The sequence below is a fragment of the Mucilaginibacter sp. KACC 22063 genome, assembly GCF_028736115.1.
Classification (GTDB): domain Bacteria; phylum Bacteroidota; class Bacteroidia; order Sphingobacteriales; family Sphingobacteriaceae; genus Mucilaginibacter.
On the sequence record NZ_CP117877.1, the window covers coordinates 2051429 to 2074581 of the forward strand.

Below are 23153 nucleotides of genomic sequence, written 5' to 3' on the forward strand. Positions count from 1 at the left end.
CACCAAAGCGTAGTCGCGCTCGTATTTGAAAGACAATCGAATATCCCTTAACTACTGGTCTGTCGCTGTTGGTAGAAGCATGGACAATCGAGGAAAGTCATTTAGTGACATTTTTATGTCGGGGTGGTTTAAGCTTGTAAGCGCGGAAGAGACAGGGAACGTCAAGAAATTTGTCGGTAACCAGCGAAGATGGGCGGAGTGAAAAATTATTTGGTTTACTGAGAATAGGTCAGTTTACTGTTCCCCGGTTAACCACTTTGATGTTTTTAAATTCGAACGTAACCGCATTTGCAAAATTATTTTCGGCAAGCTTTTGATAAAATTGTCTGAATTCAACGAGTGCAGGTGTTGTGGGCCCCTCATATTTATCCAGAAATTCTCCAAACGACTCGTAACTGCCGAAGATGGTTTTGATGACACCACTGAAGTACATCTGGTCATCGACGAATGGCGGAAAGTCGATGATCATCGGCAGGAAGGATTCCAGTTGCTTGCCGATGGTTTCGGTCATAACGCGGTTCGCTTCTTCCGGATAAATTGTCTCGCCGCGGTAAGATCCTTCGCCGGTAGGCGTCCAGTCCTTGTAGGAGCATGCATGGTACAGGCGCCACAGATTATAGTCCCAGCCTGCAAAATTACTGACATAACGCCGGAACAGATCAATTACCATAAGCAATCTATCATCCAGATCAATAGGAAAAGCCGGATCGAAGCTTTTATTGAGGTATTCCAGAAACGTACTGTCGAACGTGAAGGGATAGACGGCGTCGCTGAAAAGATCCTGGATAAATGCTGCATAATCTTCCTGCTTCCCGTTATAAAACTTTTTAGAAAGCCTTTGTCTGTCGTCTCTGAGCAAATTGGCGAGCTGGCGGTCCTCATAGCCAAACTGGCTATTGTTGTCTGACTGCCGGGCAAAATAAAATATGCCGGCGACAACAGTCTCAAATTCTTTCCGGTCCTTGAAATTGCCGAGTTGTAAGAAGCGCCTTAGCACCTCAAAATTCATATTTTTCCGGTTCCATTGATCGATCTGCGCTTTAAAGCTGGTGATGTCTCCTTGTGTGGCTCGGACGAAGTCGGCTTCGGAGAGCTTGCCTTCCAGTAAGCTGTAGGAAAAATAAAGTTCAAAGCGGCTCGGATGTACCACCGACAAATGGCTCCGAAAACGCGCGGTCAGCCGGCTTACGCCAAACAGGCCGTCCAGGAGCGCGACGATCTGACCTATCTCGTACTGTTCGACGGAAAGACGCTCAGCGTTTTGCCTCAGAAACAGCTCAAAAGCACTGTGTTCCTTGCTTAGCCCGAGCATTTTTTCGCTTTCGTCACCGATCGATTTCAACTGGTAACCATTGGTGCTGTTGTGCTTATCTGGGATATAAAGGAATGTGGTCGTGTTCCTGTAAAATGCTTCATAGACCGATGGGAATTTAAGCCTTAGAATCTCCAACCGCACAAACTCGGAGAAGACGACCTCGGTCAGCAATTGGTCAAGGTTGAGCGTAATGCCGTTGTTCAGACGTGTAACATCCCGCAATGTTTCGATCCAGCCCGCAAAATATTGCGGGATGGATGAACCGATGCTGACGATCTCTTTTTCGATGGTCTCATGGTACTCCTGGTGATAATAGACCTTTAACAGGTCGGCCAGTTTGCGCTGTATGATCGCTGGGTTAAAATAGGGCAGGTTTACTTCGATCTGAAATATCTTTTCGAGGAAGTGGGTATGATTGAAAGCGTTCATTGACTTGATCGCGTTCAGCACATAACCTCGGTCGTAGGCAACGATAAAAAAGGTATAGCTGAAATTGGCTGTATTACGGATCAGCCGGATCACCTCGGCGATCTCTTCCTTGTCGAGGCGGTCGAGGTCATCGATATAAATTATGATCTTTCGCCCGATGGCCTTTATTTCTTTATTGATCTGCTCGTAGAGATCATTGAGTGAACTCCCGGGTACGATAACACTTTTCAATTCTTTGGCAACTTTCCCCAAGCCCTCGCTGTGTAAATTGATCAGCTTATCCGTATAGTTATCAAGCAGGCGCGGCAACTGAGAATGGTAGGGCCGGATGGCGCGCCGGACCGTTTCAAAAAAATCCTTGATGATGGATTTAGGGCTTAGCGAGTTCCAGGGATCAAAATCGATTACGATAATTTCCACATCGGTCATGTGTCGCTTCAACAAATCAAAAAAAGAGGTCTTACCGCTGCCCCAGCGCCCGTTTATGCCGACGGCGATGGCGGTTTCAGGATTCGTCTGTAAAATACGGGATGACAGTGTCCGGACATAGGGTTCGTAACCCAGCAGGTCAGGCTTGTTTTTGCCCAGCGAGCCGTCGTCATGAAAACCCTGCGCCTGTTCGATTTTTTTCGCAGGCAGTGACTGCCGAAGCAGCAACATGCCATTGAGAAGAACGATCTCAAAAATAAGGTCGGTGTAATAAAATACTGTGAAACCTTTGAGCGGTTGAAGCTGCCAAACCGTTTGATGATTACGGTAGAACAAGTAAATAGCCATAAGGATGACCTGCAAGGTAAATGCTTTGCCAGAGGGTACAAAGCGGTTGGCCCTAGAAATAAACAGCAAAAGCGCATATCCTGCCACCAGGAAGAAAAGAGCATTGTTGATATTGGTTGAACCGATCTTAGAAAGCAATGGCTTCACAACAAGTAAGCTTAGAAACTCCTCGATCGAATGGTGTAGCAGGATAAAGATCAGCAGCGGCAGGGCATAGCCGATGAGGCATTGATGGGTGAGCAGCTTGCGCAGCCGGATCAGCCAGTTTTCGTTCGTTGTTTTTAAATTGTCCTGAGGCATTAGGTATCGCAGCCTGTTATGGCCACCTAAAGGTAGGGATTATATTTCCTTGAGCGATTGTTTGAGCTTGACAAAATCAACAACCCGAACTGTCGTGGGGCCGCTTAACAAATTCGCGGGGATCTTGGTAAGATAAGAGGAAGCGATCCGCAGCCCTGCTGTTCCCGCCGTCGCCCGCCTACCTAGCATCCTCCGAAGTAATTCCTTCGCGGTCGCGAGTGTGATCCTGCCAATTCCCGGTAGACTATGCCTGATGCAATCAGGGACTTTACGTGTTACCGCAAAGCCGTTGAAGATTCAACTTTTCATACTATTTATCCGACGGCTTTGTCCTTAATGAAACTGGAGCTAAACTGTCGAGAAATTCAATGATATAGAGAAGGTCAGGACGAAATTGATCAGTCGTTCAACGACCATTTATTCAAAAATATTTACTACTCGACAACTGATCAACAGTGTTCTTAAGATACGACGCTTCTGGTTATAGATATTTATCACTCGGATTAGTATGATCTGATGTTTCGACTTGCTCTCCGCAGCCATTGTCAGACGATTTTCCGTAGTTTGAAAAACCATTAGTTCCTGTAAGTCAGTCTATTTGATTTTATAGGTGAATTATTCTCCGCATGCCTACGCGATATTTGAAAATTAATCTATGAATTGTCTGATAGAACCCGAGCGGATGACATTTCTCTGTTGTCTTGTACCATAAAATGTAGTTGTTTAATAAGGTTTTTGGAATTGAATCCTATTGCATAATTGGCACCGGGGTAAAACTAAGGATCTGGTGTTTACCAGACCCCCTCCACAGGCAGTGTATATTCTGCTCGTAGCTATTACCCACCATATCTTGGAAGTGGAAAGTAAGTTGAATTGGGAACATCCACATATAACCGTGTTGTTTTTTAGTAATCAAAACATCAATCAAATTCGCGCCACCGGCTCCTACGTATTGGAAATTCCCTGCCAAATGGGTCCATTCCAATTTCTCGGCTATGTCTGAAGCCACTGTTAACTTAACATTTTTACATTCATGTTTTTTCAGACCAAATCCAATAGAGACTAGCATGTGATTTGGATCGGACGGCTGGTTTGGTTGATCTTCTAATATTTCTGCATAAAATACCGGGAGGGTTTCCTGCCGATAGCGCTCATTTTCGATATCAGTAATTCTAAGCTGCATTCGCTGAACTTCCAACTGAGATCTGAACGTGCGGTATATAAAGTAGAGGGTGGCTGTAGTAACGATAATATAGACCCAGTCTGAAACCGAACCCCATACGTCTGGGGAGAAAGGGCCAAAATGATTGATATTCATTTGAATAGATTGTAGGTCAATAGTAAAATATTTGAATGGGCTAGGTTTATTTACTTTGAATTTCTATGTAAGGCCAATGATTACTACCAGGTGTCATGCACTAATACCGGACAGTTTACTCAGTCGAATCCAGTTGACTAAGACTACTTTGAACCTTCCACGTATAAGAAACTGCTGCCCGAATTCCGTTGTGGGCTTTCATACCGTGGTTTGGTTAATGGCTTTATAAACTCCTTTATTACCTTTTCATCTACACCCGGCACATCGTTCATGGTGGAATGCCCGGCTCCCTTCACCAAAACAAAATTGGCATTGGGCATTAATGAAGCGTAATAGCGCACATTTTGCGTGCGCGCGGCATCATATTCGCCAGAAATCAGCAGGGCAGGGGCCAAAATACGCTTAAGGTCTGCTATGCGATTGTAATGCGCCAGCGTACCGTCAGCAATGAATTCGCTTTTGTCCCACATATGCTTGTATAACTCATTACCAGATTGCGCGATGGCCGAGTCGATGCGTGGAACATGCTGCCCGTGGTTGTAAAAACTGGAGAAATAGGGGTGAAGAGCCTTCGCTTCTTTAACTGAGTCTTGTTTAACACCTTTTTTCATATTTTGGAGTAGTGTTCTTTCTGGCTCGTGCAACGAGACCATCAGCGTATCCGCATCTATTACCCAACGTTTGGTGCTCATACAAGGGCTGCCCAGGATAATTGCTTTAACTTGTTGCGAATGCTTGAAATAATACTCAACCGCCAGCATGGTACCATAAGAATGTCCGTACAGATAAAAGTCCTTAACGCCAAGATGGGCCAACAGGGTTTCGATCTGGGCGACTTGGCTAGCGATAGACATGTTGGCCGTGTCGGTCGTAGCTTCAGACCGGCCGCGGCTCAATTGATCAAAAACGATCACCGGACAATCAGACGCCAGGTCAAATAATGGAGAAAGATAATAGCTTGGAAAACGCGGCCCCCCAATGCAGCAACAACAAAGGCGGCCTATCTGCTGTTTTAGGGTCACTGATCACTTTATACCAAATCTCGCCCCCCTTAATAAGAAGGTGACCTTCGTGGCTGCTTAATGTGGTTGAATAATGACAACTGCTTAAGCAAAGGCCCAAGAGTAGCATACCGGGAATCGGTAGGCGTCGTTTGATCGTCAGTAGTATTATGTTAGGGATAAGTAAAGCCAACGATGGCGGTCCACACAGAATATGGAACTGATGTGAACGTAAAGAATTGGCCATAACGGATTAGGATTTTTTTAATAGGATTTGCAAATACACCTAAAATAGAAAATTTTTTAAAAATTTCATATTATCGGCGTTCGTTGCTCGACTCATCCTTTCAATCCATATTGATGAATAAGCGGCTGTCTTCTACGAAAAAGTTGTCATGCTGCAACACTTCGCAGCGAGCTATATTGGCTGATAAAATGATAATTATGTATCTTTGTAGAAGATTTACAGAGGTAAAATAGAAAGAGCGACTTCTATGGCGTTCGATTATCTTAAAGAAGTTAATTGACTGTATTACAGCAAGATACAACGGTTGGTTCAAATCCCTCCCTCACCGCAACTAATATCATCAAAAACAAACAAAAGCCTGTAAATCAATAGTTTACAGGCTTTTTGTTTTTCGTCAATTCCCCAAAAAACATCAAAATTGCCCAATATTTTGTGGCAAAATCATGGCAATAAATTATTGAAAAATAATGCTGACTGTAAAAGACATCCATTGTCCGAACAACCATTTGAATCATCGCTTTAACTGTATAAATATCATCAGGAATAGACCGCCTGATTTTTTCATTTTCACTTTCAAGAAAGTATCGTAGTTCAGCTAAATCATTCATTACCTAAATATATGACCATTGCGGCTAAACTCAATTCATCATGGAGCGATTTTTAGTTGAAAAGTGGGATGTGGTTTGAATTATGGAAATTTGCTTCCCTTATTTTCACTTCTTTGAACTACCACATAGTTAACTATTTACTTGGTGCATGAAGTAAGCCAAAGGCAAGGCTAAGAATCGTTTACAATCGTTAAAAGAAAAAGAAAGGTATCTGTATTTTCCTGTAAATATCTGATAAGACAACTGTAGCAAGTATTTAAGAAGGACTAATTGATTCGAGAATTTGAAGAAGTCCGAATCGGTAGTTTTCATCATCTTGAAATCTCAACGTTTAGACTATCCGAACTTAAATTGATTTTAAGGAGATTCGAAAAGTTAACTTTTAAAATCGGGCAGTTAAATGACAAGGTTGAGTTTATAAATTAACCATCTGGAACTAACGAATATTTGTTGTTTAATGCAAAAAGGAAATAAAACTCGATGTCTCTAAATAAAGCTTCTGGATGGCCTACAAAACGCTGGCCCCCGGCTTTCGTATATCTGGAAAGAAAATATATCTTGGAATACAATCAAGAGTATTTCTGCGCGTGTCAAATTTAGGTATAAGGAGATCGCTATTTATTTTCTGGAAAAGATGACCACCTTTATCACAAAGAAGTACTTAATTTAATACATTTTTCATATAGCCAATACGTTAATCTGTTTTAATGCTTTTTTTTTCAGAAGTTATTGTTATTCAGTATCTTGTCACAGATTAAATCTAATCAAAATGGACCTGATCCCTATCCGCATTTTTTTAATTTTCAGTTTGTTCTGTGCCTTCGGAAAAAGCATGGCGCAGGAGCTGGTCATCCAGCGGGGTGATCAGGAGTTGTTGGGAAATTATCGGTTCGATGAAAAGGAAGAGCGGATGTTTTCCTGGGGTGTCAACGGGCATTCAGTACGTATGTGGAATGCGGCAAACGGCCGGTTAGCAGATGAATTTTATATGGACAATGCGGGGATGATCATGTCGGTAGCTTTTTCAGACTCAACGGGCCGCTTGGCTTGTGTGAATCTGGGAACTGCTTTGCAGGTATGGGACGTCAGCACACGGGAAAGTGTTTCTGTTCCGCTAACGTTCGGGGATATGTATGTCCAGGTACGCGGTTCGCAGTTCCTGGTGTTTTCGGCCTTTCAGGTCAAATTATTTGATGCACGGAATATGCATTTGATACAAACGATTCCCATAAGAAAGGCCACTCCCGGAGCGATGGTTGGTTCGATCAGGGATATTTATACTTACCGGAATGGTTATGTTATAGTCGCTACGGATTCAGTGGGCGTTTACGACGAAAATTGGGTTTGCCATCAGCGCTGGCCGACAGCAATCGGTGGTTCCAATACTTTTGTAAACCCCCTTGCCTTTGATGAGCGGCGGCATGCTTTGGTTTTGTACGATATGAACCAGCACGATTTCGCCTTGCTTGATGTGGATAAGGGGACTTTGTCCTATAAAAAGAATCTGGGCGTGCTATCGGGCGCTTCCTTTTGCGGGGACTATATGCTGTTGCTAGAGTCGGTGGGTGGATCGCCGATGTTAATGGATCTGCGGAATGGCAAATTGACCAACCCAGATGCTTTGTTGCCCCAAGGCAGCGGGTTCAGAAAACTCTATGCAAATGATCGATGGCTCGTCTGCAGTCAGCGTTTGTCTATTTTCGGAAGCACCGAAAAAGGCAGGGTGTTGGCTTTTATAGACCCCAATACCCTGCTGGTGAAATTTCAGGATACTGTCGCCACGGATCTGATCGATACTTACGCGGCGGCATTGGGCAGGCGGCATTTTGCATACTCGACCGTGGAGACGAGCACGATTGGCCAAATCAGTCATTCACCGCGTATTTACGACCTGCAATACTTTAACCTGACAGACCCGGTATCCCCTGCGCTCAATACGCTTTCTACAGTATATGAGCGGCAACTACTCCGGCCCGACGGAACGTTAAATCAAAAATTGCAAGTCGATATTTTTAAGAATTTTAATCGTCAAAATGAAATTTCGGGCGTAGTTTTCAGTCCCCAATACCGCTATGCCTTTTACAATGCATTCGGTGACAAATTCCTGAAAAAAAGAAATGGGGACAGCTTGATGTTGGTTAAAAATCTGGGTTGGAACAATCAGTTGGTGGGGATGGCGGCTTTTACGCCGGATGAGCGTTACTTATTGGTTAAAAGGGATTCTGCTGTCGACCTGGTAAGGACGGCGGATGGCAGTGTGGTATTACCTTCGCATAAACTGGAACATCAGATATTTACGGGTTCCCTGTTATGTGATAATGACTATGCCTGGGTCATTGGCGACCCATTTAAGGTAGATCTGCTGGATTTAAAGAAGCTGAACTGGGACTCGCTGAAATTTCCCTGGGGAGTGAGTAGTATGGCGAGGATCGATGCTTTGAACTACATGGCTTGTACGTCGAACGGAATTTATACGGTAAATGTGTCAACACGCGAAATTAAACCGCTGTTGAATAATCACCGGGCGCTGATGATCGCCAGCGATCCTCCGGGGCAAAAGCTCTACGCATTAATGGATGACGGCTCAGTCAGGATCATTGATCTGAAAGAAAAGGGCATCACCAGTCTCTCGGATGGTAGTTCTGCTGCTGATCTGAGTGTTCACTTTAATGAGCAAGGTCCGGGAAATATCATTTTCCAACACTTCTTTTTGAGCGATGACCGGCATTATCTGGTCACGCATACACGGGACAATAAGATTAAGGTATGGGACCTGATCGCCGGTAAAGTAGCATTCCGCAAGCAGTTGGCTGGTGTGAATATCTTGATGTTGGATAGCAAAAAGCATTTGCTGATCGCCCTTACGCAGACATCTTTTGGCTTATCACAGGATGATGTTTGGGTATTTGATCTGTTAAGTGGTGAAACAGTTTTTTCATCTACCGATGAAGTCAGAAAGCTACAGCTACATCCGCCGGCATCAATCAGCGACTTAGTTACCTCTTCAATATCGGTTTCGGGCCAAAATAACACAAAGGAAATGAGCCGGTTTACCTTTAAGCAGATTCGGTTGGATCCGGATTTTCATTACCTGTGGATGACGTCGGGCCAAATGTTGGGTGTGCTGGATCTGCGCAAACCAGCTTTGATGAAATGGTCGCGTTCGGCGAAAGAGTTTTCAATTGACGGTTTCCGGGACTCGCTGGCGATGGTGCGTGCCACCGAATGGTCGGGATTTGTTAATCCGGTAACGAGAGATACCATGAGGATCCCATTCGGCCCTCCTGATTACATTCCTGCCAGCGGTCATTTTCCGGGCTATAGCTATGCGATCATGCAGCGTTATGACAAGGGGGTATTGTATGACTTTAAATTATACAGCGATTCTGCTTCGCGTTTGTTGGTTTCTCACCGTATGGCAACAGAGATCGTTCAGGTTTCGGCTTCGCGGGACGGAAAATATGTGGCAACCTGTACGGACTATGAGCATACTTACCGGGATACGGCTTTCTTGTTCGACGCGGCCAGCGGTAAACAGATTACTGCGTTAGCGGGGCCTTATTACCGAACGTTTTTTACGGCGGATAATAGGTATTGGCTCTGTCTTCAGAACGGACACCCAGCAGGAGTTTATGATATCGCCAATAAAACTTGGAAAATGATCGACATGGACGGGCTCAACGTGGAGCCGATGACCGAAGGGCATTGGGTAAAAAGCGACGGGCGGCTGGTTGACCCTGAAAATGCAAAGGTTTACCAAACGAATCTGGTGGTGATTACGGAAGTGAGCAAAGGGGAAGCTTACGGTTATACTCTTTCGGGCGAGATGGGCACCTATCAGCTCGCTACGAATACCTTTCACAATTTTTCATTCCAGCAGACGGGGGGATTTGCCCAGGCATTGGTCAGTCCCGACAAACGCTACCTGATCAGTTTGGGTGCGGACGGGTTTGTATCCAAATGGGATCTCCAATCAGGTTTAATTGCAAACCAGGCACCCGTAGATTACGATCCGCTGCGGACAATTTATTTTAATACGGATAGTACGTTTGTTGTGACTATAAACGCTTATAAGGCGGTCAGTTATTCGCTGAAATCACTGCACCAGAAATATACGTTCGCGCCCGGTAATAATGGAACTTTGAATTTCTTTCTGAGCGATGGTTCCTACTTTGCTGACAGATCAGATTTAAACCGCTTTTATTTCAATTATAAAGGCGGGCTATTTGGCTACACACAATTCGATATGTATTTCAATCGCCCGGATAAAGTGCTGGCGGCAGCAGATGAACGGGACACAAAACTCATTAGGGCCTATCAGGAAGCGGCACTGAAGCGTCGGGGGAATACGCTTGTGCCCAGTTTTGACCTTACTAAATTTCATGCGCCGGAGATCCGAGTGCTCAATGAAAGATTATTGCCGACAAGGCAGTCTGCCGATACGGTAAGCGTGATAGTTCAAGCGGAAGATACGAGTTTACGTTTAACGGAGCTGAGGGTGAATATTAATGGCAATCCGGTTAGCGCGAATGGATTGGTCCGCTCGGCGGATGGTAAAAAAATGGCAGGCCGGTTGTTGCTGCATCTTGGAGCAGGCCATAACCGGATTGAATTGAGTTGTGTGAACGAAAATGGAGTGGCAAGCTTGGTCAGGACGGTTGAGATCAACTGCGCAGCAGCGCGGCCTGCGCCAAAAACCTACTTTGTGGGCATTGGTCTGAATCATTATCAAAGTCCGCAATTGCAGACCCTGCATTTTTCAGTGAAAGACGTTCATTTAGTAGACACTTTGCTGCATTTGGGCGGTGCTGTGCACACAGCTATCCTTTTTGAAAGTCAGGTCACACCAGCTGCTATCGATTCGCTATTGAAAACTCTTTCAGCAACGGACATCGACGATAAAGTAGTAATTTACTTTTCGGGGCACGGGATTGGTGCGACCTCGGGCTTTTACCTAAGCACCTATAGTGCCGAACCTGCCGCTCCTGCAAATACAGCGTATGACTTTGTCCGCATGGAAAAGTTGCTGGCCGCCATTCCCGCCCGTCAGAAGCTGGTATTAATTGATGCCTGCAACAGCGGCCAAAGCGACCGTACCCTATTAAAAGGAGATCGTTATGCTGCGCTCGATACTTCAGCATATGCATTACCTTTCGACCTGATGCAGGATGTTTTTGCAGATGTCAGCTCCGCTACGGGCGCTGTAGTGGTCTGCGCTTCCCGTTCGACACAATACGCCAACGAGGGTAAGACGAACGGTGTGTTTACGGAATGTTTGAGCCGGGGGATCCGTGAAAAAGCAGCGGACAGCAATGGAGACGGCGATATCTCCGTTGAGGAATTGAAAAATTATCTGCTTACGCAGGTGCCTAAGTCTACAAACAAATCGCAGCACCCGGTTACCCGCGGCGATATCCCGGGGTTGGATTGGCTCTTACTCAAATTGCCTTAAGCCCGGGACGTAGCGATCGACACCATCCATATAGCATTTTCCGTACCAGTCGAAGAGTTCCTGATGAATGTCGTCGAGCATACGCTGCTGATCGTTGTGATAGTATGCTTCGCGCTGATCGGTAAAGCTTCGGGCGATTTCACGAATTTGAGGGCCGGTCAACCACTTGGGCTGAAAAGACTGAAGAAAAAAACGGCGGTATTCCTTTCCTGCCTGCAGATAGCGCACCTGTAATAAATAAGAGCCGGCTTTGAGCTGCGGGATATATAGCGAATCCGGAGTGCGTTTTAAGAGCACGACGGCATTGGTATCACTTGCAGGGCAAATAAAATAGCGGTCGCTCGGATCTATAGTCACCTGTAGGGCATGGAGCGGCAATCCCTGGCCGCTGACGAGCAAAAGGCGCTGGGGTTTACCGGGTTCATCGGTATGGCTGAAAAAATCATTAAGATCAAATGTGCCTTTGTGGGTTGCCTGCTTAACGGTATGGTAATCTTCCATTGCATCACCGATGGTGAGCTGATAAAGCTCTGATGGTTTACTTTTGCGATTAGCCGCAATGCGATGCCCGTTTTTAAATTGAATCAACACGCGCCCGCGCTGCTGGTCGAGTAGCCCGACTTCGGCGTTTCCTTTTCCCTTTAAGGTGTCCTTTATTCCAATGTGCATCCGTAGTGCCACCGGCGTATTTTTGAGCCAAACCTCTCCTGATACGTGGGTAACAATAGCGATTTGTGCGGCGGCGGAGTTATTGAAACCCAGGAATAGCAACGTAGCTAAACAGCTTTGTTGAACAAGGCGGTAAATTTTTCCCATAGTTTTTTTAAGGTACTTAACCATTTTTTATGCTTTTCAATAGCCAATGCAAACCCGGTCAGGTAGGTGGCAATGAAAAAAGTACTGACGACAATTTTGAATAAAAGGGTTGAAATGAGGTTGATTAGAATAACAACGCCCAGCCAGGAGACATACTTGACGATGATATCTTTGATCCAGGGGATCTTCGGCAGGTCTTTCTCGAGTTTTTTCAACCGGCGGTCCATTCGCAGGAACAGAAAAGCGCTTATAAACGAAAAGATCAGGAAAAGAAAGAGTAACCACCTCCAGGTGATGAGCAGAGGCGCATCTTGAAGGCTCAGGAAAATATCCCACAATAATACAGGGCCGGGTATTTTACCAATATAGGTAGTATGCTGGTCGTCGCTTAAGTTGCCGATAACGATGTATTTACCTTTAAGGAACATCATGGCGTCATCTCCCATATTGATCAGTTGATCTAAGTAATAGGTATTGATGGCTTTTTGCCGGGTGCCGTCATCACGAACGATATTGGCCGCGCGGTAATAAAATTCAGGGATAACATAGTTGAAAGACGGATCACCATTGAGCCAGACTACGCCCATTTTACGGGTAAAGCGATTATTAGTCAGTTGTTCAAAAAGCGAAATGGGGAGGCTTTTGAGGCTGTCACCATAAAAGACCGGCATTTTGTAAAACAAGGACCCGCCCATTGCCGAATAAGCTACCGGTGCATAAGGAACCCGGAAAACAGGCGGCGTAAGTTTTTTTTCTTCATCATCAAACAAGGCCGAGGCCATGAGTTTAGGTGTTTTCCGAATAGCGCTGTCCAACGGTTTGTCCATAGAGCTGGTTTCAGTTAGGGCAATATCTAATAAAATGTACCGGTAGTCATTTACGTGGTGATTAAGAATATTGAACAGATAAGCCAATTTGATCCGGTCGGTGATTATTTTTACCGGAGGATGGATAGGCGCAACGGTATCGATCTTTAACGCCGTGTCGGAAACAAGTGCAAGATCGGGTGAAGTATCAATAAATACCACACTGTCGGTTCCTTTTTGATCATGGCGAAAAATATTGTGACGTAAGATGGCGGTCCAGCGTAAAAAGTCTTTTTCATCCGGGCGTGTAAAAGGGATATACTGCAAACCAATGGTCAGCAACACCAGCCACCCTGCATGCAGGAAAATGCGGGCAAATAACCTGTGCCGGTGTCTTTTATTATTGTGATTTTCAGGCATATCGTATGGTCTAAAATACGAATTTATTGCCTTGATCCGACCGTTGTCGAAAACTACTTTAACTTTTTTAGTGCCGGTTGCGTTTTTTGTGATATGAAAAACATAGCAGCTCAGTCAGCATGTTCACGCTTGGCCGAACAAAGAAAAGGACCATAAAAGCCACGCTTAGCTGCATGTCCGATACATAGATAACAAATCCGTGAATGTTCATGTATGGCTCAATTGCAAAAAAACGTTCGAACCTTGCAGCAAGATTAACCATTTTGCAAAACTTTTCAATGTTTTTCATCAGGCCGTTGTTATTTAAGGCTTTTTAGCCTTTATCCGGCGTTCTGTTGCCGTAAGAAGATGAAGGCAACCTGAGATTCGGCTTTGTATAAGGTAGTGTCTTTAAAGAAGACGCCGAATTGCAAATGCTTTCTAGGCGCGAGATTCGAGCTATCGAAAAGCAATATAGCAATGAATTACAGCTTGCTTACCAGCATATGCCGAAAACTATGCTTGGCGACAGTCTTGACTATCGAATTGCAGAACCGGAGGTTCATCGGATAAGGGGTATTGTCGAATCGTGACTAAAGGCTTTTTCTATAGGTAATATTTTTCCTGTCATTTTTTAAATATACGAGAAAATCGAATCGTTTATTGCTAAAATAATTAGTATTTTTATTCATTTTAAAAAGATTATGTGCGGACATGTTGAGATAGGGGTGCAAAAGGATATTAAGATCATTACGCGTGATGGCGAATCATATAAGCCAAAGAATAATGGTGCGGGGAACCCGGGCAGTATTTTGCCCGGTGGTAACGGATGCGATGCCGGGGAAAGTGCAGCAATTCCGTTGGGGTTTGCTGACGTCGGATGATGATAAGATGCATAGTAAGAATAAGCATGCACGGATCGAGTCTTTATTTACGGTGCCGCTTTGGCGGCAGGAAGTCGGACGCAGACATTGCGTGGTGTGGATACAGGCGTTTTTTGAATTTAATAAAGAACGGAATATTACTTACAAAATAGAGCGGCGGGACGGACAGCCTTTTATATCGCGGGATTATGGGATGTGTGGCTGGATATTAAGACGAACGTCCTGCTGCCTACTTTTGTAATGATCACGATGCGACCGAACCGGGCGATGGCAGAGATCCATGACCGGATGCCCGCTATTTTGGAGCGTGGTGATGTGAAGACATGGATCAATGGTGCTTACTCAGGGCCGGAGCGGGTGAACCATTTGCGAAGCAAACCATGTTTACCCGAATATTTGACGATCAGTGTGTATAAAGACGATAATTAATAAAAATTCCCGATCGGCTGATCGGGAATTTTTATTTAGGATATAGGTATGTTTTTTATATCTCTTAACACCGGGACCATATTCAAAGCTTCCCGGATCAGTTTGATCTTACCGTTCTCGGCAACTACCCGGCCCATATAATGCTGGGCATAGTCTTTACCGTTGGCGGCGATGGTCGCGGTGGCTTCGTATTCCCCGAACGCCTGTTCGGGCGTATCGATATGGATCTGGATGTTTTTGAACCTGAAGCCAGGGAATGTTTTGGGCAGGTTCCCCAAAAAATTATACAGTATTTCACGGCCTTCCCAGCGGGCGGGCAAACCAATGCTGGCCAGGTAAGGTAATTCAAATACAGCATCATCGGCGAATAGTTCGATCTGGAAGTCCGGGTTACCGATATTATTCAGGTAATCCAATAATAATTCTTTTGCAGTTTTCATGGTAGTCAGATTAAGCGGTGTATTTGGCCAGCCATTTCTCTTTGATGGCGGCACGGGTCTCGATGAACTCTTTGTCGGTTCCTTGTGCGATGGCGTCAAGTGGCATACGCAGTGGACGTGTGCCTTTGGGCATGTTGACCAATTCCAGGATGCCATCGGCGATGGCTTGCGGGTTCATATCGAATTGCTTCATTTTGCCAAAGAGCGCTGTACCTAAAGCGTTGAAGCGTTCAGTTGCCGCAGTGCCATATTCAGCAACGATCTCTGGTTTGTCGGCATGAACACCGGCTTTCGAGCCATTGTTCATCTCGGTCGGATAAACACCTGGCTGAATGCTGACGTTTTCGATACCGAAATCAATCAATTCGCCCTGTGCACCTTCGGTAATGCTTTCCACGACAAATTTGGAAGCGAAATAAGGGATCATGAAAGGAAGCGTATGACCGCTGGCACCCGAAGTAATATTGATGATTAAACCGTTCTTTTCCTTTCGCATGGCAGGAAGTACGGCCTGGTACGTACGCAAAACCCCATATACGTTGACCTCGAACATATTTCTGAACTGTTCTATTGTATAACCTTCCAGCAAGCCGAAACCTCTGACAGCGGCATTGTTGACCAGTACATCTATCTTCCCGTATTTGGTGAGCACTTGTTCAATGGCTTGTTTAACGGAGTCATCGCTGGTGATATCGATCTCTACGACTTCGATGTTGGGTATGCTGTTTAATTCCTGTGCGACAGCAGCGTTTTTAGTATTGACGTTGCGCATACCCGCGATAACAGAGTGGCCTGCGTTGGCTAAAGTAATAGCGGTTAATTTTCCAAAGCCTGTGCTCGTTCCGGTGATAAAAATTGTTTTTGACATGGTTTCTATTTTTTTATGTTTTGTAAATGTTTCGTTTGAACAATACAAAGGTGCGGTACAAGCAGAACATGCACATTGACATAAAATAAGAAAACAGTTGATCTATATCAATCAGGACCTGTTTCGGGCGGTCTGAGTACGGATGCGGCTGAGCGTTTCAGGTGTCATACCCAGGTAGGAGGCGATCATGCTTTGAGGGATGCGTAAAGCGAAATCCGGATACTTTTTGACGAAGCTGACGTACTTCTCTTCGGCCGTTTGACTAAGTGTGGCGTTGATACGGCTTTGTTGGGTAACAAAGCTTTTATTAAGAATGCTATCGATCATTTGCCTAAAGGTCGGGATGGTTTGGCAGAGCATTTCAAAATTGGCATTAGTGAATAGCACGAGCTCGCTATCTTCGATGGCATCAATGTTAAAGCGGGTTGGTTCGCCGGACAATAGACTTTCGCGTTCTCCTGCCCACCAGTTCTCGATACTGAAGCCGATGATATGCTCAATGCCCTTTTCGTCGACGGAATAAGTGCGCAAGCAGCCAACCGTCACAAAGGCATGATATTTCCAAACATCACCTTCCTGCAACAGGTACTGGCGCTTGCGGATCTTTTTGATGACAGCGACCGAACGGACCTGCTCTTTTTCGGCTTCAGTTAGCTTAACCCGGCTATCAATATATCGTTGGAAAGTTTCATACATCGCACCGCTAAGATAAGAAAATCAAAATTGGACCTTTCAACAAAACAGGATCGTGATTTCCTTCTGACCTTTGGATCATGAAAGCTATCAAAAACATCAAAGTATTGGTAACCGGCGGTAGTGGTTTTGTTGGTATCCATGCCATCCGGCAGTTGTTGGAACAGGATTATCAGGTAAAAACTACGGTTCGCTCGCTCAGCCGGAAAACGGAAATTCTACAGATGCTGCCCGCTTCCGCTCAATTGGAGCTCATCGAAGCCGACCTGACCAAAGATGACAATTGGGATGAGGCGGTCAAAGGTTGTACTTATGTGTTGCATATCGCTTCGCCCATCTTTTTAGCCTTGCCCAAGGATGAAAACGAAATGATCCGCCCCGCTGTGGACGGAACGCTGCGGGTATTAAAGGCCGCCCGCGATGCAGGTGTAAAACGCGTGGTCATGACCTCCAACTTTGGCGCGGTCGGTTACAGCCATAAGGACCCGCAAACACCGATCACCGAAAAGGAATGGACCGATCCGAATGAGAAAGGATTATCTTCCTATAATAAGTCAAAGGTAATGGCGGAACGTGCGGCCTGGGATTTTATCAAGCGCGAAGGTGGGGATTTGGAATTAAGCGTGATCAATCCGGTGGGGATATTTGGGCCCGCGCTTGGACCGGACATGTCCAGTGGTTTTGAATTGGTCAGGGGCTTGATCGACGGCTCGATGAAAGCGATCCCTAAACTCCAGTTAAACATCATTGATGTAAGAGATGTAGCCGATCTGCATATCCGCGCCATGACCAGTCCCGATGCCGCAGGCGAACGTTTCCTGGCTTTAGCCGGAGGTAAGATATCTTTACCGGAGATTGCGGCATTGCTGCAAACTAAAATGCCCGCTATCTCCTCAAAAATATCGAAGCGCGTTTTACCGGACTGGTTAGTACGTATCGCCGGTTTGTTCAACCCTAAAGCCAAAGCGATCGGCTCGATGCTCAGGGCCAGCCGTAATGTGAGCAATGAGAAGGCACGCCGGATTTTGAATTGGGAGCCGATCGCGACCAACGAAGAAGCTATTTTGCTCAGCGTGGAAAGTATGCTTAAATTTGGTCATATCAAATGAAAGTTACGGAGTTAAAGTCCTGTTATATCGGTCCGGAAATATCTCCGGAACAGTTCATCGCTGAGCATTTTTTTCTTTACATCGTTAAAGGAAGAATACATGGTTATGATGGGCAAACTACCGCTACACTTGGTGCAGGGCAGTACGCGCTGGTACGTAAAAATCATTTGGCACGGTATAACAAAGAGCGTACCGACGGCGAGTTTGAAAAGATCGTGATCATATTTGACGAAGCTTTTTTGAAAAGTATCCCGCAGCAATTACCGGAACCGGAACCGGCCAGCTTGGGTACTGCCTTTATCCCTTTGGCTTACAACGAAAGTATACCTCGATTTATGCAAAGCCTTCAACCATATTATGATGGTTTCGGTAAAATAGCGGCGGCGGTAGCTGATGAAAAGCGCGGGGAATTGCTCAATATTTTACTTGATAACTGGCTCGAACTTCGGTCGGTTTTGTGGGATTTTAGTAAACCGGATAAGATCGATCTGGAAGCTTTTATGCAGCGCAATTATAAGTTCAATGCCAGTATCGAACGTTTTGCTTACCTGACCGGTCGTAGCCGTTCTGCTTTTAAAAGAGACTTTAAGGATCTTTTCCAAGAAACCCCCAACCGCTGGCTAACCCGCAAACGGCTTCAGGAAGCTTACTTCCTGATCACCAAAAAGCAGCAAAAACCCAATGCTTTTTATCTCGACCTTGGATTTGAGGATTTGTCCCACTTTTCTTTTGCCTTTAAAAAAGCTTTTGGACAAACACCTACTGAGCTTTGGAAACAAAGCGCAACTTATTCCATCAGTTAAAATTCGCCCGGAATTCTAGGGGCGACATCCTGGGTTTGTTTGTTACCTCCGGCTCCCGACCCGGCAATAGTTTATTGCCTACGGCCAGCGAAAAGGAATTGACTTTCCAAGGTTTGGCGGGTAAACCGACATTGCTATAAACGCCGTTGGTTTTCAGCGTTGCCAGGTAAGGGTTCAGGTCGCTGTTGCTGGCTACAGTATCCAATACAAAGTCGAAACTTTTAAAAGCGGCTTTCATTTGCGTTTCATCTTTTTAAACTTTCCAACGTTCACCGCCTTTTTCAAGGCAACGTCATCTATAGTTGGTCGATATGCAATTTAGAACAAACCCTTTTACCTTTTCGTTCAACGATAAGAAAGGGAGTAATCAAAATGGTTTCCAACTGACTCCGATACCATATGTTTGACCTTTATCGTCAGGGTTAAATCAGAGCGTCCAATTTTAAGGTAGCTCTTTTTATGGGCAAACTAAGTTTACAAGGAAAGACAATGTGGTAATTAACAGGCTTATGCAATATAATGGCTATCATGATCAGATTAAATGGGTAAATTTTGAATCAATGGTATTTAGCCCAGATAAGTACGTCGTCGGGCTGCTGCCGACGACGCAGGTTCGCCCGGATAATTCTATTCAATTGATCCCCAATTTGCCTCAAATGGTCCTTTTGCGATGGGGATTTGCAGTTGTACTTCCGGGAAAGTCTTATTATCATCCATTTGGACACTGTTCATCGGAAGTTTAGCAGGAATTACCGGAATCGGCTGATGTTTTGAACTGATGTTTTTTTTTATTTGTTAACCGTAACTATTTGCCGTCACAAGGCATGATAATAAATTAAGAGTAGCGGTGCTTTTCATAGCCGTGTGAAATATATTTGATCTATTGGTTGGTTCAAAGCTAAAATGCGGATCTGTAAAATAATTGTCGTAAACAGACATTTATTTGTCTTGGTGGGTAATGAGTAACCGATGGAAAAGAAAAGGTAACAAAAACCATTCATTTATACAAAACATCTTGAGAAATTTTCATATCAGTACGTAAAAAATCGATCAAATAGAAAGCAGGAAGTCTGATAGTAATGCAAAGATGTCTGTTTAGGTCAAGTCGTTTAAGCTTTATCTTAATAAATTTGAAATGCCAATATCTTATTAGTCAGCGGGACTAATCATTGTAAACCAAGCTTTAATGATTTTACCTATAAATATCCAATACAACAGTTTCATTCACATTATTTTAACAATTAATAGCATAGCTTAAATCAACATGAAAAGGTACTGCTTTGCCCTCGATCTAAAAGATGATCAAGAAGTAATAAACCGTTATGAATACTGGCACAGGCCAGAAAACTCTTGGCCAGAAGTCAGCCGAAGCTTTATAGATTCGAAAATTATTGAAATGCAAATTTATAGAACAGGTAACAGATTATTTATGATTATGGATACCGCTGACGATTTTTCTTTAGAGTCTAAAGCGAAAATGGACGCGGCTAATCCGAGAGTTCAGGAATGGGAATTGTTGATGGAACAATTTCAACAGCCCCTGCCATGGGCTAAAAAAGAAGAAAAATGGGTGCAGGCCGCCCATATTTTTTCTTTTACCCATGAATTAAACGCATCGCTTTAGTTGTGTTGATGGCCACATTGCTATTGTTATCGTAAAATCCTTTCGACGAAATAAAAATGATGAAAATCAAATTTTTAATACTGACATTATCTGCACTTTACCTCGCTACCAAATCCCTTGCACAAGTAAATGCACCGCATCCGGTTAAACCCCTGCCCAGTGAAAATCAGATGCGCTGGCAGGAAATGGAATATTATGCTTTTTTGCACTTTTCTACTAACACCTTTACCGACCAGGAATGGGGTTCGGGCGCAGATGATCCGAAAATCTTTAATCCTACCAATCTGGATTGCAGGCAATGGGCTCGCGTATGCAAGGAAGCAGGAATGAAAGGAATTATACTGACTGCAAAACACCATTCCGGCTTTTGTTTGTGGCCATCAAAATATACAGCTTATTCGGTGAAAAATTCACCTTGGAAAAACGGCAAAGGAGATATTGTCGGCGATCTGGCCAAAGCGTGTAAAGAGTATGGGCTTAAATTAGGTATTTATTTATCTCCCTGGGACAGAAACAGTGCCTTGTACGGGCGACCTGAATATATTACCTATTTCAGGAATCAATTAAAGGAATTGTTAACGAATTACGGTGATATATTTGAAATATGGTTCGACGGTGCCAATGGTGGGTCAGGCTATTACGGTGGCGCAAATGAAACACGTAAAATTGACGCTAAGACCTACTATGACTGGCAAAACACTTATAAGCTAATTCGTGCATTGCAACCTAAAATTGTTATCTGGAATGATGGCGGCGATCGCGCTGATTTGAGGTGGGTTGGCACCGAATCAGGTTATGTCGGCGAAACTAACTGGAGCCTGCTCAATTCAACGGGGGATGTACCTGAACATATGCTACGTTATGGAGTAGAAAATGGCAATGCTTGGGTGCCAGGCGAAGTGAATACTTCAATCAGGCCGGGATGGTTTTATCACAAAAATGAAGACAATCGTGTCAAAAGCTTATCTGACCTGGTAGACACTTATTATAACTCCATCGGCAGAAATGCGACGCTTTTGTTAAATTTCCCTATCGATACGAGAGGGCTAATCCATGAAAATGACGCACTCAATAGTGCTTTGTTCGCGAAGACCATCAAAAACGCATTTGCTAACAACCTTGCCAGGCAGGCGAAAGTGACCGGATCTAACGTTCGCGGCAAAAGTACGATGTATGCAGCTTCAAACGTGGTCGATCTGAATAAGAATAGTTACTGGACGACCGATGATGGTGTGATCAATGCAAGTCTGTCCCTAATATTTAAGAATCCTGTTCTGATCAATAACTTCTTGGTTCAGGAATATATCAGACTTGGCCAACGTGTAAAAAGATTCAAGGTCGAGGCTATGATCGACGGATCTTGGAAGGAGATTCTTCAGCAAACCACCATAGGTTATAAACGGATCCTCCGGTTTCCAACCATACGTACCCAGGAGCTCAGATTCACCGTCCTGGACGCCAAAGACATTCCCTTGATTTCCAATATCGGAATATTTTATGTAGCTGATCTGCCAACTGTTCCAAAGATCAAAAGGAACAAAAATGGGCTTGTATCGGTGACAGGGAATGACGGGCAAACAATTTATTATACTACAGACGGTAGTAACCCAACGGCGGCTTCCACAAAGTACAACGGCCCGTTTCAAACAGATGGTAAAGTCATTGTTAAGGCAGCTGGCTTCGATAACGGTTTAAAACAACTTGGCCCAGTAGGAGAACAGGATTTTGATATATCACATAAAGATTGGCAGGTGATCGGGGTCAATGATCACCTGGTGAACGCTGTTATTGACGAAGATGCTGCTACCTCCTGGTCCCAACCAGAGTAAGTAAAAATCCCTTCAGAAATTGTAATTGACCTTGGAAATACTGAAAAGCTTACTGGATTTAAATATTTACCTAAACAAGGCACCGATGCGGGGTTGATAAACCGTTATCAGTTCTATGTTTCTAGGGACAACCATGATTGGAAGCTGGTTAGCGAAGGCGAATTTTCCAACATTCAAAATAATCCGGTTTGGCAGACCAAAAAGTTTCCAAGGGAGCAAGCCCGTTTTATAAAGTTACGTGCGTTGGGAAACACCAAAAACAATGATAGCGCTGGTTATGCAGAGATTGATGTTATTACAAGTCAGTAGTTTTTACCTGGCACCGGGATGCAAGATAAGAAGTGGATCATGTTAATATTAAATTTCGCCAGGAAGCAAATTGAGAATTAAAGATGAATTTCTATATAAGACCTATTGCTAAAGTACTGTATTTTTCGGGCTGTTTAATGCTGCTCGTAGTCTCCCAGCAGGTATCAGCACAAAATAAAGCGCTGACCTTATCTGAAAGATCTAAGGAAAACTTTGATGCAAGCTGGCAATTTCATAAAGGTGATATCGCTATCAAGAGGGCTGTAAAAGCAGGTATGCAAGGTGGGTTAGCTGATGCCAATGTTCAATTGCACTTTGTTTGGCGCCTATAACAGTATCACGGGCTATTTTCAAAACGTTCGCAACTTCAAAGACGAGGAAAGCAAGTTCAAAAGCATCATGTATGGTGCTGGCCTGCAAAGGGGGCAGAACGCCTTTGACCTTTGTACTGACTTCGCCAAGAACGGCACCGATGCCCTGATACTCAATTAATGGCAGTATGGCGGGCAAGCTCCGCCATACTTAGATTTTAATAGTTATGAAAGATTTAACGATCTGCTATGAATATGATTTTGCTCTTACCGTCCGAAAGAAAACGGCAAGCTGTATAAAATCATCATATCACCCGGATAGGTATCACATTTAGTACGGCCTTATTTCATGCTTATAGCATCTGAAAAAACGTAAGTGTGAAATA

Annotated in this window: 17 protein-coding genes and 2 pseudogenes; 10 read left to right on the forward strand and 9 right to left on the reverse strand. The window is 44.3% G+C overall.

The genetic code is table 11. From position 1 onward, the window contains the following. Positions 1–229: 229 nt before the first annotated feature. The 3 genes from PQ461_RS09095 to PQ461_RS09105 all read right to left on the reverse strand — a co-directional run bounded on the left by PQ461_RS09095 (position 230) and on the right by PQ461_RS09105 (position 5161). Positions 230–2821, reverse strand: a complete 2592-nt coding sequence (locus PQ461_RS09095; protein ID WP_274303492.1) for a KAP family P-loop NTPase fold protein — start codon at positions 2819–2821, stop codon at positions 230–232. A gap of 748 nt (positions 2822–3569) precedes the next feature. Then, on the reverse strand, positions 3570–4139 hold the full coding sequence (locus PQ461_RS09100; protein ID WP_274303493.1) for a hypothetical protein: 570 nt from the start codon (positions 4137–4139) through the stop codon (positions 3570–3572). Between the two features lie 143 nt (positions 4140–4282). Next, positions 4283–5161 carry an alpha/beta fold hydrolase gene (locus PQ461_RS09105; protein WP_337993507.1) on the reverse strand — a complete coding sequence of 293 codons (879 nt, stop codon included), beginning with the start codon at positions 5159–5161 and terminating at the stop codon, positions 4283–4285. Between the two features lie 1603 nt (positions 5162–6764). Here PQ461_RS09105 and PQ461_RS09110 point away from each other — a divergent pair. Continuing rightward, on the forward strand, positions 6765–11447 hold the full coding sequence (locus PQ461_RS09110; protein ID WP_274303494.1) for a caspase family protein: 4683 nt from the start codon (positions 6765–6767) through the stop codon (positions 11445–11447). Here PQ461_RS09110 and PQ461_RS09115 read toward each other — a convergent pair. Together PQ461_RS09115 and PQ461_RS09120 are read right to left on the reverse strand one after the other, a co-directional pair. Further along, positions 11430–12263, reverse strand: a complete 834-nt coding sequence (locus PQ461_RS09115) for a FecR family protein (protein ID WP_274303496.1) — start codon at positions 12261–12263, stop codon at positions 11430–11432. The two genes, PQ461_RS09110 and PQ461_RS09115, sit on opposite strands and share 18 nt — an antisense overlap. Next, the gene (locus PQ461_RS09120) at positions 12224–13489 is read right to left on the reverse strand and encodes a hypothetical protein (RefSeq protein WP_274303498.1); all 1266 of its coding nucleotides are present in this window, start codon (positions 13487–13489) and stop codon (positions 12224–12226) included. The genes PQ461_RS09115 and PQ461_RS09120 overlap by 40 nt, the downstream gene beginning before the upstream one ends. Positions 13490–14172: 683 nt before the next feature. Here PQ461_RS09120 and PQ461_RS09125 point away from each other — a divergent pair. Together PQ461_RS09125 and PQ461_RS21215 are read left to right on the forward strand one after the other, a co-directional pair. Next, entirely contained in the window at positions 14173–14352 is a 180-nt protein-coding gene (locus tag PQ461_RS09125; protein WP_274303500.1) for a hypothetical protein, read from the forward strand. Further along, positions 14303–14781, forward strand: a pseudogene (locus PQ461_RS21215) (SOS response-associated peptidase family protein). Before PQ461_RS09125 ends, PQ461_RS21215 begins: the two are co-directional and overlap by 50 nt. Positions 14782–14816: 35 nt before the next feature. On the opposite strand, the gene PQ461_RS09130 reads toward PQ461_RS21215, so the two are convergent. From PQ461_RS09130 to PQ461_RS09140, 3 genes are all read right to left on the reverse strand, one after another. After that, complete coding sequence (locus PQ461_RS09130; RefSeq protein ID WP_274303502.1) at positions 14817–15221, reverse strand: nuclear transport factor 2 family protein; 405 nt, start codon at positions 15219–15221, stop codon at positions 14817–14819. A gap of 10 nt (positions 15222–15231) precedes the next feature. After that, complete coding sequence (locus PQ461_RS09135) at positions 15232–16089, reverse strand: SDR family oxidoreductase (protein WP_274303504.1); 858 nt, start codon at positions 16087–16089, stop codon at positions 15232–15234. A gap of 111 nt (positions 16090–16200) precedes the next feature. After that, complete coding sequence (locus PQ461_RS09140; RefSeq protein ID WP_274303506.1) at positions 16201–16785, reverse strand: Crp/Fnr family transcriptional regulator; 585 nt, start codon at positions 16783–16785, stop codon at positions 16201–16203. A gap of 77 nt (positions 16786–16862) precedes the next feature. Between PQ461_RS09140 and PQ461_RS09145 the strand changes: the two genes are divergently transcribed. Both PQ461_RS09145 and PQ461_RS09150 read left to right on the forward strand, forming a co-directional pair. Next, a complete protein-coding gene (locus tag PQ461_RS09145) occupies positions 16863–17891 on the forward strand; it encodes an SDR family oxidoreductase (protein WP_274303508.1) in 1029 nt (342 codons plus the stop codon). Next, positions 17888–18694 (forward strand): helix-turn-helix domain-containing protein, encoded by an 807-nt coding sequence (locus tag PQ461_RS09150; protein ID WP_274303510.1) that lies wholly within the window; start codon positions 17888–17890, stop codon positions 18692–18694. The genes PQ461_RS09145 and PQ461_RS09150 overlap by 4 nt, the downstream gene beginning before the upstream one ends. Here the strand turns inward: PQ461_RS09150 and PQ461_RS09155 are convergent. Beyond that, positions 18687–18932, reverse strand: coding sequence for a hypothetical protein (locus tag PQ461_RS09155; protein WP_274303513.1), 246 nt, complete (start codon positions 18930–18932; stop codon positions 18687–18689). The two genes, PQ461_RS09150 and PQ461_RS09155, sit on opposite strands and share 8 nt — an antisense overlap. A gap of 1026 nt (positions 18933–19958) precedes the next feature. Here PQ461_RS09155 and PQ461_RS09160 point away from each other — a divergent pair. The 5 genes and pseudogenes from PQ461_RS09160 to PQ461_RS09180 form a co-directional block, all read left to right on the forward strand. After that, positions 19959–20318, forward strand: coding sequence for an L-rhamnose mutarotase (locus PQ461_RS09160; protein WP_274303515.1), 360 nt, complete (start codon positions 19959–19961; stop codon positions 20316–20318). Positions 20319–20374: 56 nt separating this feature from the next. Further along, on the forward strand, positions 20375–22147 hold the full coding sequence (locus PQ461_RS09165) for an alpha-L-fucosidase (RefSeq protein WP_274303517.1): 1773 nt from the start codon (positions 20375–20377) through the stop codon (positions 22145–22147). A 24-nt stretch (positions 22148–22171) separates the two neighbouring features. After that, positions 22172–22456, forward strand: a complete 285-nt coding sequence (locus PQ461_RS09170; protein WP_274304002.1) for a discoidin domain-containing protein — start codon at positions 22172–22174, stop codon at positions 22454–22456. A gap of 83 nt (positions 22457–22539) precedes the next feature. Further along, a complete protein-coding gene (locus PQ461_RS09175) occupies positions 22540–22788 on the forward strand; it encodes a hypothetical protein (RefSeq protein ID WP_274303519.1) in 249 nt (82 codons plus the stop codon). Beyond that, positions 22769–22948, forward strand: a pseudogene (locus PQ461_RS09180) (DUF932 domain-containing protein); the annotation flags it as partial. The gene PQ461_RS09175 and the pseudogene PQ461_RS09180, both read left to right, overlap by 20 nt. Positions 22949–23153 lie beyond the last annotated feature (205 nt).

What these genes read in the sequence shown, in the direction of transcription:
- PQ461_RS09095 (WP_274303492.1), bottom strand. Translation starts at nt 2,821, where the DNA reads ATGCCTCAGGACAATTTAAAAACAACGAACGAAAACTGGCTGATCCGG.
- PQ461_RS09100 (WP_274303493.1), bottom strand. Translation starts at nt 4,139, where the DNA reads ATGAATATCAATCATTTTGGCCCTTTCTCCCCAGACGTATGGGGTTCG.
- PQ461_RS09110 (WP_274303494.1), top strand. Translation starts at nt 6,765, where the DNA reads ATGGACCTGATCCCTATCCGCATTTTTTTAATTTTCAGTTTGTTCTGT.
- PQ461_RS09115 (WP_274303496.1), bottom strand. Translation starts at nt 12,263, where the DNA reads ATGGGAAAAATTTACCGCCTTGTTCAACAAAGCTGTTTAGCTACGTTG.
- PQ461_RS09120 (WP_274303498.1), bottom strand. Translation starts at nt 13,489, where the DNA reads ATGCCTGAAAATCACAATAATAAAAGACACCGGCACAGGTTATTTGCC.
- PQ461_RS09125 (WP_274303500.1), top strand. Translation starts at nt 14,173, where the DNA reads ATGTGCGGACATGTTGAGATAGGGGTGCAAAAGGATATTAAGATCATT.
- PQ461_RS09130 (WP_274303502.1), bottom strand. Translation starts at nt 15,221, where the DNA reads ATGAAAACTGCAAAAGAATTATTATTGGATTACCTGAATAATATCGGT.
- PQ461_RS09135 (WP_274303504.1), bottom strand. Translation starts at nt 16,089, where the DNA reads ATGTCAAAAACAATTTTTATCACCGGAACGAGCACAGGCTTTGGAAAA.
- PQ461_RS09140 (WP_274303506.1), bottom strand. Translation starts at nt 16,785, where the DNA reads ATGTATGAAACTTTCCAACGATATATTGATAGCCGGGTTAAGCTAACT.
- PQ461_RS09145 (WP_274303508.1), top strand. Translation starts at nt 16,863, where the DNA reads ATGAAAGCTATCAAAAACATCAAAGTATTGGTAACCGGCGGTAGTGGT.
- PQ461_RS09150 (WP_274303510.1), top strand. Translation starts at nt 17,888, where the DNA reads ATGAAAGTTACGGAGTTAAAGTCCTGTTATATCGGTCCGGAAATATCT.
- PQ461_RS09155 (WP_274303513.1), bottom strand. Translation starts at nt 18,932, where the DNA reads ATGAAAGCCGCTTTTAAAAGTTTCGACTTTGTATTGGATACTGTAGCC.
- PQ461_RS09160 (WP_274303515.1), top strand. Translation starts at nt 19,959, where the DNA reads ATGAAAAGGTACTGCTTTGCCCTCGATCTAAAAGATGATCAAGAAGTA.
- PQ461_RS09165 (WP_274303517.1), top strand. Translation starts at nt 20,375, where the DNA reads ATGATGAAAATCAAATTTTTAATACTGACATTATCTGCACTTTACCTC.
- PQ461_RS09175 (WP_274303519.1), top strand. Translation starts at nt 22,540, where the DNA reads ATGAATTTCTATATAAGACCTATTGCTAAAGTACTGTATTTTTCGGGC.